The following is a 15,184-nucleotide window of genomic DNA, read 5'->3' on the forward strand; positions in this document are numbered from 1 at the left end:
GCACGGCACGACGACCCCCGGTCCCCACGGGACCCACTGAACTCATTGTTTTCCCTACCCCGGACCGTTGCGGCCCGTTGACCCCCCAGCCAACGCCGGCCACCCCATGCGAACAGATGGCCAGGACACGCAACTTTATCCGAGAGGTAGGAAACTGTTAAGAGATCAACGACCCCGTTACGCCGGGTAAGTCCCGACATGGGGCATAACTGCCGCGAAATGCGGGGTAACTAACAAGTTTCGCAGCCTGACGAACGGGACAGCGTCCGCTTGTTCCGCGCCTCCTTGTTCCGCGCGGCCAGCAACTCGTCGGCCGGGTAGCCGACCTCCTCCAGCGTCAGCCCGTGCGGTCGCACGACATGCACGGCCGAGTCCCGGACGCCCGCCGCCAGCACCTTGCCCGGCCACTCCGGTCCCCGGTGCCCGTCCCCCACGAACAGCAGCGCGCCGATCAGCGACCGCACCATGTTGTGGCAGAAGGCGTCCGCCCGGACGGTCGCGCTGATGATCCCGTCCTCACCCCGCACCAGGCTCAGCTCCTGGAGCGTACGGATGGTGGTGGCACCCTCACGCTTCTTGCAGTAGGCGGCGAAGTCGTGCTCGCCGAGGAGGGCGCGGGCGGCCTCGTTCATGGCGTCCACGTCGAGCGGCCAGTCGTGCCACAGGACGTGGTTGCGCAGCAGGGGGTCGACGCCTCCCGGGTTGTCGGTGACGCGGTAGGCGTAGCGCCGCCAGATCGCCGAGAAGCGCGCGTCGAAGCCCTCCGGGGCCTCGCTGAGGCGCCAGATCCGTACGTCCTTGGACAGCCGCCCGGCGAGCCGCTTCAGCAGCTTCTCGCGGTGCTCCGCCCACAGTTCGGCGGGCAGGTCGACGTGCGCGACCTGGCCGCGGGCGTGCACACCCGCGTCGGTGCGTCCGGCCACGGTCAGCTCGTAGGTCGTGTCCTTGGTACGGGTCACCGTACGCAGGGCGTCCTCGATCTCCCCCTGCACGGTCCGCTTGCCGCCGGCCTGCTTGGCCCAGCCGTGGAAGCCGCCGCCGTCGTACGACAGGTCGAGGCGGATGCGGACGTGGCCGGGCTTCACTTCACTCACCTTCAGATCCTCTCAAGCTCTGGCCTCTCCCCGGTACGCGAAAGCGGGCCCGCCCCGAAGGGCGAACCCGCTTCCCGCGTCAGGCCGAGCCTCAGGCGTCCTTGGACTCCTCGGCCGGAGCCTCGGTCTCCTCGACCTGGGTCTCCTCGGCCTTGGCCTCCTCGGCCTCCTTGACCGCACGCTTGGTGGCGGCCTCGGCCTCACCGGTCGCCTGCTGGGCAACCGTCAGCGCCTCGACCAGCTCGATGACAGCCATGGGCGCGTTGTCGCCACGACGGTTACCGATCTTGGTGATGCGGGTGTAACCACCGGGACGGTTCTCGTAGCGCGGGCCGATCTCGGTGAAGAGCGTGTGCACGATGCCCTTGTCCGTGATGACCTGGAGCACCTGGCGGCGGTTGTGAAGGTCACCCTTCTTCGCCTTGGTGATCAGACGCTCGGCGTACGGGCGCAGGCGGCGGGCCTTCGCCTCGGTGGTGGTGATACGGCCGTGCTCGAAGAGGCTCTTCGCCAGGTTCGCGAGGAGCAGCTTCTCGTGCGCGGCACTGCCGCCCAGACGGGCACCCTTGGTGGGCTTCGGCATTGTTCTTCTCCTGTGTGTCTGCCCCGGCCGTACCAGGTACCGGGGTCAGTATCTGAGCAGACGGTTGTCTGTCAGAGATCCGGGGCCCTTCCGGGCCCCGGAGGTGGAACACGCTCAGTACCGGATCAGTACTGCTCGGTCTCCACGAAGCCCGCGTCCGCGTCGTCGTCGGCGCCGAAGGCGTCGGCAGCGGCCGTGGGGTCGAATCCGGGCGGGCTGTCCTTCAGGGCCAGGCCCATGCCGGCCAGCTTCGCCTTGACCTCGTCGATCGACTTCGCACCGAAGTTACGAATGTCGAGGAGGTCGGCCTCGGAGCGGGCGACGAGCTCACCCACGGAGTGGATGCCCTCACGCTTGAGGCAGTTGTACGACCGAACGGTGAGCTCCAGCTCCTCGATCGGCAGCGCCAGGTCGGCGGCCAGGGCGGCGTCCGTCGGGGACGGACCCATGTCGATGCCCTCGGCGTCGATGTTCAGCTCGCGGGCGAGACCGAACAGCTCGACCAGGGTCTTACCGGCCGACGCCATGGCGTCGCGCGGACGCATGGCCTGCTTCGTCTCGACGTCGACGATCAGCTTGTCGAAGTCGGTGCGCTGCTCGACACGCGTGGCCTCGACCTTGTACGTGACCTTGAGCACCGGGCTGTAGATGGAGTCGACCGGGATACGGCCGATCTCCTGGCCCAGCTGCTTGTTCTGCACGGCGGAGACGTAGCCGCGACCGCGCTCGACGGTCAGCTCCATCTCCAGCTTGCCCTTGCCGTTGAGCGTGGCGAGGACCAGGTCGGGGTTGTGCACCTCGACACCGGCCGGGGGCGCGATGTCGGCGGCGGTGACCAGACCCGGGCCCTGCTTGCGCAGGTACATCACGACCGGCTCGTCGTGCTCCGAGGAGACGACCAGCTGCTTGATGTTGAGGATCAGGTCGGTGACGTCCTCCTTGACGCCCGGCACGGTGGTGAACTCGTGCAGGACACCGTCGATGCGGATGCTGGTGACAGCGGCACCCGGGATCGAGGACAGGAGGGTACGGCGAAGGGAGTTGCCGAGGGTGTAGCCGAAGCCCGGCTCCAGCGGCTCGATCACGAACCGGGAGCGGAACTCGTCTACGACCTCTTCGGCCAACGAGGGACGCTGAGCGATCAGCATGTGTGGATCAGATCCTTCTTTCGTGGACGCCCGCTATTTGACGCCCTACGGAAATCGCACCCGTGAAAAGTGCGGGTACTGCAAGGGTACGGGCGGCACGGCCCTTACGGAGCCGTACCGCCCGTACCCTGAGCCAGACGAAGGCCGTGCGTCAGACGCGGCGGCGCTTCGGCGGACGGCAGCCGTTGTGCGGGGTCGGGGTGACGTCCTGGATGGAGCCGACCTCAAGACCCGTGGCCTGCAGGGAGCGGATCGCGGTCTCACGACCGGAGCCCGGGCCCTTGACGAACACGTCGACCTTGCGCATGCCGTGCTCCTGGGCGCGGCGGGCAGCCGACTCGGCGGCCATCTGCGCGGCGAACGGCGTGGACTTCCGGGAGCCCTTGAAGCCGACGTGGCCGGCGGAGGCCCAGGAGATCACGTTGCCGGACGGGTCCGTGATCGAGACGATCGTGTTGTTGAACGTGCTCTTGATGTGCGCGTGGCCGTGAGCGACGTTCTTCTTTTCCTTGCGGCGCACCTTCTTGGCAGCGCCCTGACGTCCCTTGGGGGGCATCTACTAACTCCTACGGGAGGTGGTCGGTCCTACAGCGAAGACCGTGGACAGGTGTCCGCTGCGGACTACTTCTTGCCCGGCTTCTTCTTGCCGGCGATGGCGCGACGCGGGCCCTTGCGGGTACGAGCGTTGGTGCTGGTGCGCTGACCGCGGACGGGCAGACCGCGACGGTGACGCAGACCCTGGTAGCAACCGATCTCGACCTTGCGGCGGATGTCGGCCTGGATCTCGCGACGGAGGTCACCCTCGGTCTTGATGTTGTTGTCGACGTACTCGCGGATGGCGACCAGCTGCTCTTCGGTCAGGTCGCGAACACGGGTGTTCGGGTCGACGCCGGTCGCAGCCAGCGTCTCCTGCGAGAGCGTCCGGCCGATGCCGAACACATAGGTGAGGGCGACCTCCACGCGCTTTTCGCGCGGGATGTCAACACCGGAAACGCGTGCCATTCAATGGCTCCTGGTGATCTTCGGAGGTCTTCCACAGGGCCGGATCCCAGCCGCCGTACCAGGTACGAACTGGGTCCCCGGCCTCCGGACCGGGGGTGTCAAGCCGTGACGGCTTGGGCCCTGCGTATGAACAAATTCAGCTTGCGTCGCGCGAATCTCTGCGATGGATGCAGAGGGATCGGTCGTGCGTCAGCCCTGGCGCTGCTTGTGGCGCGGGTTCTCGCAGATGACCATGACCCGACCGTGACGGCGGATCACCCTGCACTTGTCGCAGATCTTCTTGACGCTCGGCTTGACCTTCATGGGATTGAGGTTCTCCGGGTCAGTTGCCAGCAGCCCCGCTCACACGGGACGTGGGCAAGATCTACTTGTAGCGGTAGACGATCCGGCCACGCGTCAGGTCGTACGGAGACAGCTCCACCACGACCCGGTCGTCAGGGAGGATGCGGATGTAGTGCATACGCATCTTGCCGCTGATGTGTGCCAGGACCTGGTGGCCGTTCTGGAGCTCGACCTTGAACATGGCGTTCGGAAGAGACTCGACGACAGTGCCCTCGATCTCGATGGCACCTTGCTTCTTGGCCACGCTTCGCCCTTCGAATCGACTACCTTGATCGACTCTCCTGCTTTCCCTTGCGGGCGCATGCGGACATGCGGATGCACGAGAGCCGACGAGTCAGTCTACGTCAGCGCACCCTGAAAGACGAATCGGGGAAGTCTGCCCGGCGTACAAGATCGGTATGCATGGGAAAAGGGGCCCGGTGCGATGCCGGGCCCGAACCTTGGCCCGGGGGCCTCGTCAGGCGAGCGGGTCGGGGGCCGCCGTGACGCCGTACTCGGCGAGCTTGGCCCTGCCGCAGTCCGGGGCGGTGAGGACCAGCGGGCCCTCGGGGGTGAGGGCCACCGAGTGCTCCCAGTGGGAGGACCAGGTGCCGTCGGTGGTGATGACCGTCCAGTCGTCTTCGAGGACCTCGGTCCTTGGGGTGCCGAGGGAGACCATCGGCTCGATCGCCAGGCAGATGCCGGGCACCAGCTTGGGGCCCTTGCCGCGCCGGCGGTCGACGTAGTTCAGCAGGTGCGGGTCCATGTGCATCTCGGTGCCGATGCCGTGGCCGCCGTAGTCCTCGATGATGCCGTAGCGGCCGCCGCCGGGCTTCGGCTGGCGGCGGATGTACGTCTCGATGGCCCGGGAGACGTCGACGAGCCGGTTGCCCTGCTTCATGGCCGCGATGCCGGCCCACATCGACTCCTCGGTCACCCGGGAGAGCTCGACCAGCTCCGGAGCGTGACCGGAGCCCACGAAGGCGGTGAAGGCGGCGTCGCCGTGCCAGCCGTCGACGATCGCGCCGGCGTCGATGGAGATGACGTCGCCGTCCTTGAGGACGACGTCGTCGGACGGGATGCCGTGGACCACGACGTCGTTCACCGAGGTGCAGATCGTCGCGGGGAAACCGCCGTAGCCGAGGAAGTTCGACTTGGCGCCGTGCTCCGCGATCACCTTGCGGGCGACCTCGTCCAGGTCCTTGGTGGAGGCTCCGGGCACCGCGGCCTCCCGGGTGGCCGCGTGGATCGCGGCGACGACCAGTCCCGCCGCACGCATCTTCGCGATCTGCTCGGGGGTCTTGATCTGCACCATGGGGGGCCTGCGCTCTCCGTCACTCACGTCAACCGATTACCTACACAACAGTACGGCCGCGACACCCTGGGGTCCCCCCGGACCAGGTCCGGGGGAAGGGCACCGCGGCCGGTACGGCCCGAGATCTACTTCTCGTCGTTCTCGTCACGCGTGAGCGCCGCCAGCGCCCGCTGCGTGATCTCGTCCACCGGACCCAGCGAGGAGATGGTGACGACCAGGCCCTGCGACTTGTAGTAGTCGATGATCGGCTCGGTCTGCGTGTGGTAGACCTCCAGCCGCTTGCGGACGGTCTCCTCGGAGTCGTCGTCGCGCTGGTACAGCTCGCCGCCGCAGACGTCGCAGACGCCTTCCTTCTTGGCCGGGCTGTACGTCACGTGGAAGACGTGGCTGGAGTCCTTGCGGCAGATGCGGCGGCCGGCGATGCGCTTGACCACCTCTTCCTCGGGGACCTCCAGGTCGAGCACCGCGTCGAGCTTGATGCCCTCGGTCCTGAGCAGCTCGTCCAGCGCCTCCGCCTGCGAGACGTTGCGCGGGAAGCCGTCGAGCAGGAAGCCGTTCTCGGCGTCCGGCTGCTCCATGCGGTCCTTGGCCATGGCGATGGTGACCTCGTCCGGGACGAGGTTTCCGGCGTCCATGTAGGACTTCGCGAGCTTTCCGAGATCCGTCTGCCGGCTGATGTTGGCCCGGAACAGGTCGCCCGTGGAGATGTGCGGGATCTTCAGCTTCTCAGCGAGGCGAACGGCTTGCGTTCCCTTACCGGCACCCGGCGGCCCGACGAGGACGATACGCATCAGCGGAGGAACCCTTCGTAATTGCGCTGCTGGAGCTGGCTCTCGATCTGCTTCACCGTCTCAAGACCGACACCCACGATGATGAGGATGCTGGTGCCACCGAAGGGGAAGTTGTTCGTCGCCCCGAACCCGACCAACGCCATTGTTGGAACGAGAGCAATCAGACCCAGATACAGCGAACCCGGCCAGGTGATCCGGTTGAGCACGTAGCTCAGGTACTCAGCGGTCGGTCGGCCAGCCCGGATGCCCGGGATGAAGCCACCATACTTCTTCATGTTGTCGGCGACTTCCTCGGGGTTGAAGGAGATCGCCACATAGAAGAACGCGAAGAAAACGATGAGCAAGAAGTACGAAGCGATGTAAATCGGGTGATCGCCCTTGGTCAGATTCTGCTCGACCCAGGTCTTCCAGCCCGACTTGCCCCCCGCGAACTGGGCGACCAGTGCGGGAATGTAGAGCAGCGACGAGGCGAAGATGACGGGAATCACACCCGCCTGGTTCACCTTGAGCGGGATGTACGTGGACGTTCCGCCGTAGGACCGGCGGCCGATCATGCGCTTGGCGTACTGCACCGGAATGCGGCGCTGAGCCTGCTCGACGAAGACCACCAGGCCGACCATGACCAGGCCCACCGCGATCACGGAGCCGAACTCGATCCAGCCTCCCGCCAGGGTGCCCTGCTTCTTGATGGCCCACAGCGCGGTCGGGAAGGTGGCGGCGATCGAGATGAACATCAGGATCGACATGCCGTTGCCGATACCGCGGTCGGTGATGAGCTCACCGAGCCACATGACGACGGCCGTACCGGCGGTCATGCAGATGACCATCGTGATCGTGGTGAAGATCGACTGGTCCGGAACGATCTGGCTCGCAGTCGGGCAGCCGGAGAACAGGGCACCACTGCGGGCGGTGGCCACCAGGCCCGTGCCCTGCAGGATGGCCAGCGCCACCGTGAGATAGCGGGTGTACTGCGTGATCTTCGCGGTGCCGGCCTGGCCCTCCTTCTTGAGGGCTTCCAGGCGCGGGATCACCACGGTCAGCAGCTGCAGGATGATGCTCGCCGTGATGTACGGCATGATGCCGAGCGCGAAGATCGTGATCTGCAGCAGCGCCCCGCCACTGAACATGTTGACGAGACCGAACAGGCCCTGGTTACCACTGGCCTGCTCGATGCACGTCTGCACGTTCTTGTAGTCGACGCCCGGGATCGGAATGTGGGTGCCGACCCGATACACCACGATGATGCCGAGCGTGAAGAGCAGCTTCTTACGCAGGTCGGGCGTCCTGAACGCCCGGGCGAACGCGGTGAGCACGGTTCCTCCTGCGACCCCCGCGGCGCGCGCGACAGGGACTAGTCGTATCAACATGGCCCAGCGGGCCGAACGATGTTTTCTACCACCCCGTCGCCCTACGACGCATCACGCGCGGACACAGGTGGACCCCAAGGACTCTAACAGTGCGTACGCAGCCTGGTGAAGTTCGCCTGCCCGTAAGGCCGGTCGACGGCGCTCACGGATGGCTGGATCCTCCCTCAAGCCACTCAAACACCTTCGACAACGTTCGAACGACCCGAATAGTTTCCCGGGGATCGAAAAAATGATCTTGTGCGGGAGGATCTCCCGCGACCAACGCGTCGGTCTACACCACCGAGGGCCACAAGGCCGGCATGGGCAACTTCGCGGGCGACGCCAGCCCCAGCAGCTCCAAGGAGCGCTGGAACGCCTGCGACCACCGCAACGACGGCTACTGGACCGTGACCACGATCTCCTGGGACGGCGGACACAAGCACAGCGTGACCGACAAGGGCGAGAACGACGGCGAGTGCAAGCTGCGCGACGACGTCAACATCCCGGAGGAGAAGAAGGTGACGCTCACCGTGTGCCTCCAGAAGGGCGCCCACGGCCGGCTGAAGTACTGCAAGTCCACCACCGCCAAGGCGTGAGCGGGCAGATCTGACCACCGAAAGCCGGTGTCCGGGCGGTCAGCGTCGGACACCGGCTTTCGTGTGCCCGTACGGCCGCACACCGGCATCCGGCGGACAAACGGCAAGGCCGGGCAGCTCCCCGAAGGGAACTGCCCGGCCCAGGTGCTTGAGCGGCAGGGCCGCCCGGGCTCAGACGAGCTCGGTGACCGTACCGCCGGCGGCGGTGATCTTCTCCTTGGCGGAGCCGGAGACGGCGTCGACCGTCACCTGCAGCGCCACGGAGATCTCGCCCTGGCCGAGGACCTTGACGAGGCTGTTCTTGCGAACGGCACCCTTGGCCACCAGACCCTCGACGGTGACCTCGCCACCCTCGGGGTAGAGCGCGGCCAGCTTGTCGAGGTTCACGACCTGGAACTCGGTCTTGAACGGGTTCTTGAAGCCCTTCAGCTTCGGGAGGCGCATGTGGAGGGGCATCTGGCCACCCTCGAAGCGCTCCGGAACCTGGTAACGGGCCTTCGTGCCCTTGGTACCACGACCGGCCGTCTTACCCTTCGACGCCTCACCACGACCGACACGGGTCTTGGCGGTCTTGGCGCCCGGGGCGGGACGGAGGTTGTGGATCTTGAGCGGGTTCTGCTCCGCCATGATCAGTCGACCTCCTCGACCGTCACGAGGTGGCGGACGGTGTGCACCATGCCGCGGAACTCGGGGCGGTCCTCCTTGACGACCTGCGTGTTGATGCCCTTGAGACCAAGGGAGCGCAGGGTGTCGCGGTGGTTCTGCTTGCTACCGATGTAGGACTTGACCTGCGTGATCTTCAGCTGAGCCATCACGCACCCGCCCCGGCACGCGCACGCAGCAGGGCCGCGGGGGCGACGTCCTCCAGGGGCAGACCACGGCGGGCCGCGATCTCCTCGGGACGCTGCAGACCCTTCAGGGCCTCCACGGTCGCGTGCACGATGTTGATCGCGTTGTCGGAGCCGAGCGACTTCGACAGCACGTCGTGGATACCGGCGCACTCGAGCACGGCGCGCACCGGGCCACCGGCGATAACGCCGGTACCGGGGGACGCGGGCTTGAGCAGCACGACGCCGGCAGCCTTCTCACCCTGGATCGGGTGCGGGATGGTGCCCTGGATCCGGGGGACCTTGAAGAAGTGCTTCTTGGCCTCCTCAACGCCCTTGGCGATGGCGGCCGGCACCTCCTTGGCCTTGCCGTAACCGACACCCACGGTGCCGTCACCGTCGCCCACCACGACCAGCGCGGTGAAGCTGAAGCGACGACCACCCTTCACAACCTTGGCGACGCGGTTGATCGCGACAACGCGCTCAACGTACGCGGTCTTCTCGGCGGCAGCAGCGCCGCCGTCACGGCCCTTCCGGTCCCGCCGCTCGCCGCCACCGGCACCGCCACCGCGGCGCTGGGGTCCAGCCATTGGAATTACCTCTCTCTGTTTCCGCTAGCTACGGCAGGCTCAGAACTTGAGCCCGGCTTCGCGGGCGGCGTCCGCCAGGGCGGCGATGCGCCCGGCGTACTGGTTGCCACCACGGTCGAACACGACAGCCTCGACACCGGCGGCCTTGGCACGCTCGGCGACCAGGGCGCCGACCTGCTTGGCCTGCGAGGACTTGTCGCCCTCGCCACCGCGGACGGACGCGTCCAGGGTGGACGCGGACGCCAGGGTGTGGCCCTTGAGGTCGTCGATCACCTGCGCCACGATGTGGCGGTTGGAGCGGGTCACGACCAGACGGGGACGCTCCGCCGTACCGGAAAGGTTCTTACGGATCCGGATGTGACGGCGCTTGATCGCGGCGCGCTTGTAGGCGTCGCCCTTGAGGATCTTCTGCCCGTATGCCATGGCTTACTTACCCGCCTTTCCGACCTTGCGGCGGATGACTTCGCCCTCGTACTTGACGCCCTTGGCCTTGTACGGGTCGGGCTTGCGCAGCTTGCGGATGTTGGCCGCAACCTCGCCGACCTTCTGCTTGTCGATGCCCTCGACCTGGAAGCGGGTCGGGTTCTCCACCTTGAAGGTGATGCCCTCGGGCGCCTCGACGACGATCGGGTGGCTGTAGCCGAGCGCGAACTCGAGGTTCGAGCCCTTGGCCGTCACGCGGTAACCGACACCGCTGATTTCGAGCTTCTTCACGTAACCCTGGGTCACGCCGGTGATCATGTTCGCCACCAGCGTGCGGGACAGGCCGTGGAGGGCCTTGTTCTGACGCTCGTCGTTCGGACGGGTGACGTTGAGCACGCCGTCCTCACCCTTGACGATGTCGATCGGCGCGACGACGGTGTGGGTCAGCGTGCCCTTGGGGCCCTTGACCGAGACCGTACGGCCGTCGATGGTGACGTCCACGCCGGCGGGAACCGTGATGGGGAGCTTGCCAATACGCGACATAGCTGTTTCCTCCGTTCCCTTCCGCTACCAGACGTAGGCGAGGACTTCCCCACCCACGCCCTTCTTGCCGGCCTGCTTGTCGGTGAGGAGCCCGTGCGACGTGGAGATGATCGCCACGCCCAGGCCGCCGAGCACCTTCGGCAGGTTGGTGGACTTCGCGTACACCCGGAGACCGGGCTTGGAGATCCGCTTGATGCCCGCGATGGAGCGCTCACGGTTCGGGCCGAACTTCAGCTCGAGGACGAGGTTCTTGCCGACCTCGGCGTCCTCGACGCTCCAGCCCGTGATGAAGCCCTCCTGCTGGAGGATCTCCGCGATGTGAGACTTGATCTTGGACGCCGGCATCGTCACGGAGTCGTGGTATGCCGAGTTCGCGTTCCGCAGACGCGTAAGCATGTCTGCGATCGGATCAGTCATGGTCATGAATTGGCCTTCGGCCTCTCTCGCCGGGGTTTCCTGGTGCGCCATCCCTCTCCCCGATCCGAGACGGGACGGGTGCGGTGCGGTGGACCTACGGCGTAGTAAGTCGTACGGGCGACCGTCAGGCGCCCAACCCTCCAAGCCTAAGCCATGGAGAGGAGGGCACCTGACACGCCCATTGCTTACCGAGAGCCTCTGGAATCCCTAAAAGAGGGGACTACCAGGAGCTCTTGGTCACGCCCGGCAGCTCGCCACGGTGAGCCATCTCACGAAGGCACACGCGGCACAGGCCGAACTTGCGGTACACGGAGTGCGGGCGGCCGCAGCGCTGGCAGCGGGTGTAGCCACGCACACCGAACTTGGGCTTGCGAGCAGCCTTAGCGATCAGAGCCTTCTTCGCCATCTCGCTCACGCCTCCTTGAACGGGAAGCCGAGGTGACGAAGGAGCGCGCGGCCCTCAGCGTCGTTGGTCGCCGTGGTGACCACGGTGATGTCCATACCCCGGACACGGTCGATCTTGTCCTGGTCGATCTCGTGGAACATGACCTGCTCCGTGAGACCGAAGGTGTAGTTGCCACGGCCGTCGAACTGCTTGGGGGACAGGCCGCGGAAGTCGCGGATGCGCGGCAGCGCGAGCGACAGGGTGCGGTCCAGGAACTCCCACATGCGGTCGCCACGGAGCGTGACGTGGGCACCGATCGGCTGACCCTCACGCAGCTTGAACTGCGCGATGGACTTGCGGGCCTTGGTGACGGCCGGCTTCTGACCGGTGATCGTGGTGAGGTCGCGGATGGCGCCATCGATCAGCTTGGAGTCGCGGGCGGCGTCGCCCACACCCATGTTGACCACGATCTTGACGAGGCCGGGAACCTGCATGACGTTCTCGTACTTGAACTCGTCACGCAGCTTGCCCGCGATCACCTCGCGGTACTTCTGCTTCAGACGCGGAGTGGTGGTGGTAGCCATCAGATGTCCTCACCCGTCCGCTTGGCAACGCGGATCTTGTTGCCTTCGTCGTCGAAGCGGTAACCGACACGCGTGACGACCTTGTTGCCGTCCTTCTCCACGACGAGCTGAACGTTGCTCACGTGAATCGGGGCCTCGGTCGTGACGATGCCACCGGCCTGCGAACCGCGAGCGGTCGGACCGGCCTTGGTGTGCTTCTTGACCCGGTTGACACCCTCGACCAGGACGCGGTCCTCGCGGGGGAAGGCCGCGATGACCTTGCCCTGCTTGCCCTTGTCCTTACCGGTGATGACCTGGACCAGGTCGCCCTTCTTGATCTTCATGCTTACAGCACCTCCGGCGCGAGCGAGATGATCTTCATGAACTTCTTCTCGCGCAGCTCACGGCCGACCGGGCCGAAGATACGGGTGCCGCGAGGGTCGCCGTCGTTCTTCAGAATGACGGCGGCGTTCTCGTCGAAGCGGATGTACGAGCCGTCCGGACGGCGGCGCTCCTTGACGGTGCGAACGATGACCGCCTTGACGACGTCACCCTTCTTCACGTTGCCACCGGGGATCGCGTCCTTGACGGTGGCGACGATGACGTCACCGATGCCCGCGTAGCGGCGACCGGAGCCACCGAGCACACGGATGCAAAGGATTTCCTTCGCACCAGTGTTGTCGGCGACGCGCAGTCGCGACTCCTGCTGGATCACGTCTATCTCCTGTTTGTCTGCCGGTTCCCCGGGGGCCGCTCAGCGAGCGGCCCCCGGAGCCTGGCGGAACTGTCCTGCGAGGGATGCCCCGCAGGAGAATTACTTGGCCTTCTCGAGGATCTCGACGACGCGCCAGTGCTTGCTGGACGACAGCTTCCGGGTCTCCATCAGGAGGACGCGGTCGCCGATGCCGGCAGCGTTCTGCTCGTCGTGCGCCTTGAGCTTGTTCGTACGGCGGATGACCTTGCCGTACAGCGCGTGCTTCACGCGGTCCTCGACAGCGACGACGACGGTCTTGTCCATCTTGTCGCTGACGACCAGGCCCTCACGGGTCTTGCGTGCGTTCCGCTCGGTCTGCTCAGTCACGTTCTTCTCGCTCATCAGGCGCTCTCCACCGTTTCGATGCCCAGCTCACGCTCGCGCATCAGGGTGTAGATCCGCGCGATGTCCTTGCGGACCGCCTTCAGACGGCCGTGGTTCTCGAGCTGACCCGTCGCCGCCTGGAAGCGGAGGTTGAACAGCTCTTCCTTGGCCTCGCGGAGCTTGCCCAGAAGCTCCTCGTTGCCCAGCTCGCGCAGCTCGGACGCCTTGGTACCGGCCGACATCACGCTTCACCTGCCTCGCGCTTGACGATCCGGCACTTCATCGGCAGCTTGTGGGCCGCACGAGTCAGAGCTTCACGCGCAATCTTCTCGTTCGGGTAGGACAGCTCGAACATCACCCGACCCGGGTGAACGTTCGCGATCCACCACTCCGGCGAACCCTTACCGGAACCCATGCGGGTCTCGGCAGGCTTCTTGGTCAGCGGACGGTCCGGGTAGATGTTGATCCAGACCTTGCCGCCACGCTTGATGTGGCGGGTCATCGCGATACGGGCCGCCTCGATCTGGCGGTTCGTCACGTAGGCCGGCGTGAGGGCCTGAATGCCGTACTCGCCGAACGCGACAGTCGTACCGCCCTTGGCCTGACCACGGCGCTTCGGGTGGTGCTGCTTGCGGTGCTTGACCCTACGGGGGATCAGCATGTCGGTCAGGCCTCCGTTCCGGTGCTCTCAGCCGGAGCGGCGGGGGCCTCGGCCTTGGGGGCCTCGGCGCCGGCAGCCTGCTGCGGCTTGCGACCGCGCCGCTCGCCACCACGGCCACCACGGGCCGGGCGGTCGGCACCGCCACCGCGAGCCGGGCGGTTACCCGCACGGGCGGCAGCGTTCTCGGCGCGGACCTCGGCGATGTTCTTGACGTCGCCCTTGTAGATCCAGACCTTCACACCGATGCGGCCGAAGGTCGTCTTGGCCTCGAAGAAGCCGTAGTCCACGTTCGCGCGGAGCGTGTGCAGGGGCACGCGGCCCTCGCGGTAGAACTCCGAGCGGGACATCTCGGCGCCGCCGAGGCGGCCACCGCACTGGATCTTGATGCCCTTGGCGCCGGCCTTCATCGCCGACTGCATGCTCTTACGCATGGCGCGGCGGAAGGAGACGCGGGAGGAGAGCTGCTCGGCGACGGCCTGAGCAACCAGCTGAGCGTCGGTCTCGGGGTTCTTGACCTCGAGGATGTTCAGCTGGACCTGCTTGCCCGTGAGCTTCTCGAGGTCGCCGCGGATGCGGTCGGCCTCGGCGCCACGGCGGCCGATGACGATGCCCGGACGAGCGGTGTGGATGTCCACACGCACGCGGTCACGGGTGCGCTCGATCTCAACCTTCGAGATGCCGGCGCGCTCCATGCCGGACGTCATCATCCGACGGATGGCGACGTCTTCCTTGACGTAGTCCTTGTACAGCTTGTCGGCGTACCACCGGGACTTGAAGTCCGTGGTGACACCGAGCCGGAACCCATGCGGGTTAACCTTCTGGCCCATTACCGGGTTCCTTCCTTGCTGCTGACGACCACGGTGATGTGGCTGGTCCGCTTGCGGATCCGGTAGGCACGGCCCTGGGCGCGCGGACGGAACCGCTTCAGGGTCGGGCCCTCGTCGACGTACGCCTCGGAGATGAAGAGGCTGTCGGCGTCGGTGTGGTCGTAGTTGTGCGCGGCGTTGGCGATGGCGCTGTCGAGCACCTTGCCGACCGGCACGGAGGCTGCCTGCGGAGCGAATCGCAGAACAGCCTGAGCCTCCGTGGCATCCATGCCACGGATAAGGTCCACCACGCGGCGGGCCTTCATGGGCGTAACGCGGATGTACCGCGCCTGGGCCCTGGCTTCCATGGTTGTCCCTCTCAGTTACTTACGTGTCTGAATGCGATCCGCTGTTAGCGGCGCTTCGACTTCCGGTCGTCCTTGACGTGGCCCCGGAAGGTGCGGGTCGGCGAGAACTCGCCGAGCTTGTGGCCGACCATCGACTCGGTGACGAACACCGGGATGTGGGTCTTGCCGTTGTGCACCGCGATCGTGTGGCCGAGCATGGCCGGGACGATCATCGAGCGACGGGACCAGGTCTTGATGACGTTCTTGGTACCGGCTTCGTTCTGGACATCCACCTTCTTGATCAGGTGGTCGTCGACGAAGGGTCCCTTCTTCAAGCTACGAGGCATC

27 protein-coding genes are annotated in these 15,184 nt (G+C 66.1%); 1 reads left to right on the plus strand and 26 read right to left on the minus strand.

The genetic code is table 11. The features are described from left to right. Window positions 1-230 precede the first annotated feature (230 nt). The 10 genes from truA to secY all read right to left on the minus strand — a co-directional run bounded on the left by truA (window position 231) and on the right by secY (window position 7,567). Window positions 231-1,094: a tRNA pseudouridine(38-40) synthase TruA gene (gene truA / locus IPZ69_RS23660; protein WP_235456319.1), complete on the minus strand. Its 864-nt coding sequence runs from the start codon at window positions 1,092-1,094 to the stop codon at window positions 231-233. Between the two features lie 91 nt (window positions 1,095-1,185). After that, window positions 1,186-1,677 carry a 50S ribosomal protein L17 gene (gene rplQ / locus IPZ69_RS23665; RefSeq protein ID WP_235456320.1) on the minus strand — a complete coding sequence of 164 codons (492 nt, stop codon included), beginning with the start codon at window positions 1,675-1,677 and terminating at the stop codon, window positions 1,186-1,188. A 125-nt stretch (window positions 1,678-1,802) separates the two neighbouring features. Then, entirely contained in the window at window positions 1,803-2,825 is a 1,023-nt protein-coding gene (locus IPZ69_RS23670) for a DNA-directed RNA polymerase subunit alpha (RefSeq protein WP_235456321.1), read from the minus strand. 151 nt (window positions 2,826-2,976) lie between these two features. After that, the gene (gene rpsK / locus IPZ69_RS23675) at window positions 2,977-3,381 is read right to left on the minus strand and encodes a 30S ribosomal protein S11 (RefSeq protein WP_003956432.1); all 405 of its coding nucleotides are present in this window, start codon (window positions 3,379-3,381) and stop codon (window positions 2,977-2,979) included. 65 nt (window positions 3,382-3,446) lie between these two features. Then, window positions 3,447-3,827: a 30S ribosomal protein S13 gene (gene rpsM / locus IPZ69_RS23680; RefSeq protein ID WP_116148529.1), complete on the minus strand. Its 381-nt coding sequence runs from the start codon at window positions 3,825-3,827 to the stop codon at window positions 3,447-3,449. 189 nt (window positions 3,828-4,016) lie between these two features. Beyond that, on the minus strand, window positions 4,017-4,130 hold the full coding sequence (gene rpmJ / locus IPZ69_RS23685) for a 50S ribosomal protein L36 (protein ID WP_003998809.1): 114 nt from the start codon (window positions 4,128-4,130) through the stop codon (window positions 4,017-4,019). Between the two features lie 61 nt (window positions 4,131-4,191). Next, window positions 4,192-4,413 (minus strand): translation initiation factor IF-1, encoded by a 222-nt coding sequence (infA, locus tag IPZ69_RS23690; protein WP_003948620.1) that lies wholly within the window; start codon window positions 4,411-4,413, stop codon window positions 4,192-4,194. A 213-nt stretch (window positions 4,414-4,626) separates the two neighbouring features. After that, on the minus strand, window positions 4,627-5,463 hold the full coding sequence (gene map, locus IPZ69_RS23695; RefSeq protein ID WP_235456322.1) for a type I methionyl aminopeptidase: 837 nt from the start codon (window positions 5,461-5,463) through the stop codon (window positions 4,627-4,629). 125 nt (window positions 5,464-5,588) lie between these two features. Then, a complete protein-coding gene (locus IPZ69_RS23700; protein WP_235456323.1) occupies window positions 5,589-6,254 on the minus strand; it encodes an adenylate kinase in 666 nt (221 codons plus the stop codon). Continuing rightward, window positions 6,254-7,567, minus strand: a complete 1,314-nt coding sequence (secY, locus tag IPZ69_RS23705) for a preprotein translocase subunit SecY (RefSeq protein ID WP_235456324.1) — start codon at window positions 7,565-7,567, stop codon at window positions 6,254-6,256. The genes IPZ69_RS23700 and secY overlap by 1 nt, the downstream gene beginning before the upstream one ends. A gap of 353 nt (window positions 7,568-7,920) precedes the next feature. Here secY and IPZ69_RS23710 point away from each other — a divergent pair, with 353 nt between their 5' ends. Then, complete coding sequence (locus IPZ69_RS23710) at window positions 7,921-8,196, plus strand: hypothetical protein (RefSeq protein ID WP_235456325.1); 276 nt, start codon at window positions 7,921-7,923, stop codon at window positions 8,194-8,196. A gap of 171 nt (window positions 8,197-8,367) precedes the next feature. Here IPZ69_RS23710 and rplO read toward each other — a convergent pair whose 3' ends face one another. From rplO to rpsS, 16 genes are all read right to left on the minus strand, one after another. Beyond that, the gene (gene rplO, locus IPZ69_RS23715; protein ID WP_023547373.1) at window positions 8,368-8,823 is read right to left on the minus strand and encodes a 50S ribosomal protein L15; all 456 of its coding nucleotides are present in this window, start codon (window positions 8,821-8,823) and stop codon (window positions 8,368-8,370) included. A gap of 2 nt (window positions 8,824-8,825) precedes the next feature. Further along, complete coding sequence (gene rpmD, locus IPZ69_RS23720; protein ID WP_003974250.1) at window positions 8,826-9,008, minus strand: 50S ribosomal protein L30; 183 nt, start codon at window positions 9,006-9,008, stop codon at window positions 8,826-8,828. After that, the gene (gene rpsE, locus IPZ69_RS23725; protein WP_009190144.1) at window positions 9,008-9,613 is read right to left on the minus strand and encodes a 30S ribosomal protein S5; all 606 of its coding nucleotides are present in this window, start codon (window positions 9,611-9,613) and stop codon (window positions 9,008-9,010) included. Before rpsE ends, rpmD begins: the two co-directional genes overlap by 1 nt. Window positions 9,614-9,652: 39 nt before the next feature. After that, a complete protein-coding gene (gene rplR / locus IPZ69_RS23730) occupies window positions 9,653-10,036 on the minus strand; it encodes a 50S ribosomal protein L18 (protein WP_073901437.1) in 384 nt (127 codons plus the stop codon). Between the two features lie 3 nt (window positions 10,037-10,039). Continuing rightward, window positions 10,040-10,579, minus strand: a complete 540-nt coding sequence (gene rplF, locus IPZ69_RS23735) for a 50S ribosomal protein L6 (RefSeq protein ID WP_235456326.1) — start codon at window positions 10,577-10,579, stop codon at window positions 10,040-10,042. Between the two features lie 24 nt (window positions 10,580-10,603). Further along, window positions 10,604-11,002, minus strand: a complete 399-nt coding sequence (gene rpsH, locus IPZ69_RS23740) for a 30S ribosomal protein S8 (RefSeq protein ID WP_235456328.1) — start codon at window positions 11,000-11,002, stop codon at window positions 10,604-10,606. A gap of 214 nt (window positions 11,003-11,216) precedes the next feature. Next, entirely contained in the window at window positions 11,217-11,402 is a 186-nt protein-coding gene (locus IPZ69_RS23745) for a type Z 30S ribosomal protein S14 (protein WP_003948630.1), read from the minus strand. Between the two features lie 5 nt (window positions 11,403-11,407). Continuing rightward, on the minus strand, window positions 11,408-11,965 hold the full coding sequence (rplE, locus tag IPZ69_RS23750; protein WP_235456329.1) for a 50S ribosomal protein L5: 558 nt from the start codon (window positions 11,963-11,965) through the stop codon (window positions 11,408-11,410). Further along, window positions 11,965-12,288: a 50S ribosomal protein L24 gene (gene rplX, locus IPZ69_RS23755; RefSeq protein WP_003992365.1), complete on the minus strand. Its 324-nt coding sequence runs from the start codon at window positions 12,286-12,288 to the stop codon at window positions 11,965-11,967. Before rplX ends, rplE begins: the two co-directional genes overlap by 1 nt. A gap of 2 nt (window positions 12,289-12,290) precedes the next feature. Continuing rightward, complete coding sequence (gene rplN, locus IPZ69_RS23760; protein WP_003998823.1) at window positions 12,291-12,659, minus strand: 50S ribosomal protein L14; 369 nt, start codon at window positions 12,657-12,659, stop codon at window positions 12,291-12,293. Window positions 12,660-12,758: 99 nt separating this feature from the next. Further along, a complete protein-coding gene (gene rpsQ, locus IPZ69_RS23765) occupies window positions 12,759-13,040 on the minus strand; it encodes a 30S ribosomal protein S17 (RefSeq protein ID WP_235456330.1) in 282 nt (93 codons plus the stop codon). Next, window positions 13,040-13,264: a 50S ribosomal protein L29 gene (gene rpmC / locus IPZ69_RS23770; protein ID WP_030174543.1), complete on the minus strand. Its 225-nt coding sequence runs from the start codon at window positions 13,262-13,264 to the stop codon at window positions 13,040-13,042. Before rpmC ends, rpsQ begins: the two co-directional genes overlap by 1 nt. Continuing rightward, window positions 13,264-13,683: a 50S ribosomal protein L16 gene (gene rplP, locus IPZ69_RS23775; protein WP_004927269.1), complete on the minus strand. Its 420-nt coding sequence runs from the start codon at window positions 13,681-13,683 to the stop codon at window positions 13,264-13,266. The genes rpmC and rplP overlap by 1 nt, the downstream gene beginning before the upstream one ends. A gap of 5 nt (window positions 13,684-13,688) precedes the next feature. Continuing rightward, window positions 13,689-14,510: a 30S ribosomal protein S3 gene (gene rpsC, locus IPZ69_RS23780; protein WP_235456331.1), complete on the minus strand. Its 822-nt coding sequence runs from the start codon at window positions 14,508-14,510 to the stop codon at window positions 13,689-13,691. Continuing rightward, a complete protein-coding gene (rplV, locus tag IPZ69_RS23785; protein ID WP_003974262.1) occupies window positions 14,510-14,857 on the minus strand; it encodes a 50S ribosomal protein L22 in 348 nt (115 codons plus the stop codon). The genes rpsC and rplV overlap by 1 nt, the downstream gene beginning before the upstream one ends. A gap of 44 nt (window positions 14,858-14,901) precedes the next feature. Further along, complete coding sequence (gene rpsS / locus IPZ69_RS23790; RefSeq protein ID WP_003948639.1) at window positions 14,902-15,183, minus strand: 30S ribosomal protein S19; 282 nt, start codon at window positions 15,181-15,183, stop codon at window positions 14,902-14,904. Between the last annotated feature and the right edge of the window lies 1 nt (window position 15,184).

The organism is Streptomyces olivochromogenes, from assembly GCF_021538895.1.
Lineage (GTDB): Bacteria > Actinomycetota > Actinomycetes > Streptomycetales > Streptomycetaceae > Streptomyces > Streptomyces olivochromogenes_A.

Excerpts from the sequence above, each read along its gene's own strand:
- rpsC (WP_235456331.1), bottom strand. The coding sequence starts at position 14,510 with ATGGGCCAGAAGGTTAACCCGCATGGGTTCCGGCTCGGTGTCACCACG.
- map (WP_235456322.1), bottom strand. The coding sequence starts at position 5,463 with ATGGTGCAGATCAAGACCCCCGAGCAGATCGCGAAGATGCGTGCGGCG.
- IPZ69_RS23710 (WP_235456325.1), top strand. The coding sequence starts at position 7,921 with ATGGGCAACTTCGCGGGCGACGCCAGCCCCAGCAGCTCCAAGGAGCGC.
- rpmD (WP_003974250.1), bottom strand. The coding sequence starts at position 9,008 with ATGGCTCAGCTGAAGATCACGCAGGTCAAGTCCTACATCGGTAGCAAG.
- rpsM (WP_116148529.1), bottom strand. The coding sequence starts at position 3,827 with ATGGCACGCGTTTCCGGTGTTGACATCCCGCGCGAAAAGCGCGTGGAG.
- rplP (WP_004927269.1), bottom strand. The coding sequence starts at position 13,683 with ATGCTGATCCCCCGTAGGGTCAAGCACCGCAAGCAGCACCACCCGAAG.
- rplF (WP_235456326.1), bottom strand. The coding sequence starts at position 10,579 with ATGTCGCGTATTGGCAAGCTCCCCATCACGGTTCCCGCCGGCGTGGAC.
- rpsQ (WP_235456330.1), bottom strand. The coding sequence starts at position 13,040 with ATGAGCGAGAAGAACGTGACTGAGCAGACCGAGCGGAACGCACGCAAG.
- rplV (WP_003974262.1), bottom strand. The coding sequence starts at position 14,857 with ATGGAAGCCAGGGCCCAGGCGCGGTACATCCGCGTTACGCCCATGAAG.
- rpsS (WP_003948639.1), bottom strand. The coding sequence starts at position 15,183 with ATGCCTCGTAGCTTGAAGAAGGGACCCTTCGTCGACGACCACCTGATC.
- rpmC (WP_030174543.1), bottom strand. The coding sequence starts at position 13,264 with ATGTCGGCCGGTACCAAGGCGTCCGAGCTGCGCGAGCTGGGCAACGAG.
- IPZ69_RS23745 (WP_003948630.1), bottom strand. The coding sequence starts at position 11,402 with ATGGCGAAGAAGGCTCTGATCGCTAAGGCTGCTCGCAAGCCCAAGTTC.
- rplX (WP_003992365.1), bottom strand. The coding sequence starts at position 12,288 with ATGAAGATCAAGAAGGGCGACCTGGTCCAGGTCATCACCGGTAAGGAC.
- rpsK (WP_003956432.1), bottom strand. The coding sequence starts at position 3,381 with ATGCCCCCCAAGGGACGTCAGGGCGCTGCCAAGAAGGTGCGCCGCAAG.
- rpsE (WP_009190144.1), bottom strand. The coding sequence starts at position 9,613 with ATGGCTGGACCCCAGCGCCGCGGTGGCGGTGCCGGTGGCGGCGAGCGG.
- rpsH (WP_235456328.1), bottom strand. The coding sequence starts at position 11,002 with ATGACCATGACTGATCCGATCGCAGACATGCTTACGCGTCTGCGGAAC.
- IPZ69_RS23670 (WP_235456321.1), bottom strand. The coding sequence starts at position 2,825 with ATGCTGATCGCTCAGCGTCCCTCGTTGGCCGAAGAGGTCGTAGACGAG.
- rplQ (WP_235456320.1), bottom strand. The coding sequence starts at position 1,677 with ATGCCGAAGCCCACCAAGGGTGCCCGTCTGGGCGGCAGTGCCGCGCAC.
- rplR (WP_073901437.1), bottom strand. The coding sequence starts at position 10,036 with ATGGCATACGGGCAGAAGATCCTCAAGGGCGACGCCTACAAGCGCGCC.
- rplE (WP_235456329.1), bottom strand. The coding sequence starts at position 11,965 with ATGGCTACCACCACCACTCCGCGTCTGAAGCAGAAGTACCGCGAGGTG.
- rpmJ (WP_003998809.1), bottom strand. The coding sequence starts at position 4,130 with ATGAAGGTCAAGCCGAGCGTCAAGAAGATCTGCGACAAGTGCAGGGTG.
- IPZ69_RS23700 (WP_235456323.1), bottom strand. The coding sequence starts at position 6,254 with ATGCGTATCGTCCTCGTCGGGCCGCCGGGTGCCGGTAAGGGAACGCAA.
- rplO (WP_023547373.1), bottom strand. The coding sequence starts at position 8,823 with ATGGCGGAGCAGAACCCGCTCAAGATCCACAACCTCCGTCCCGCCCCG.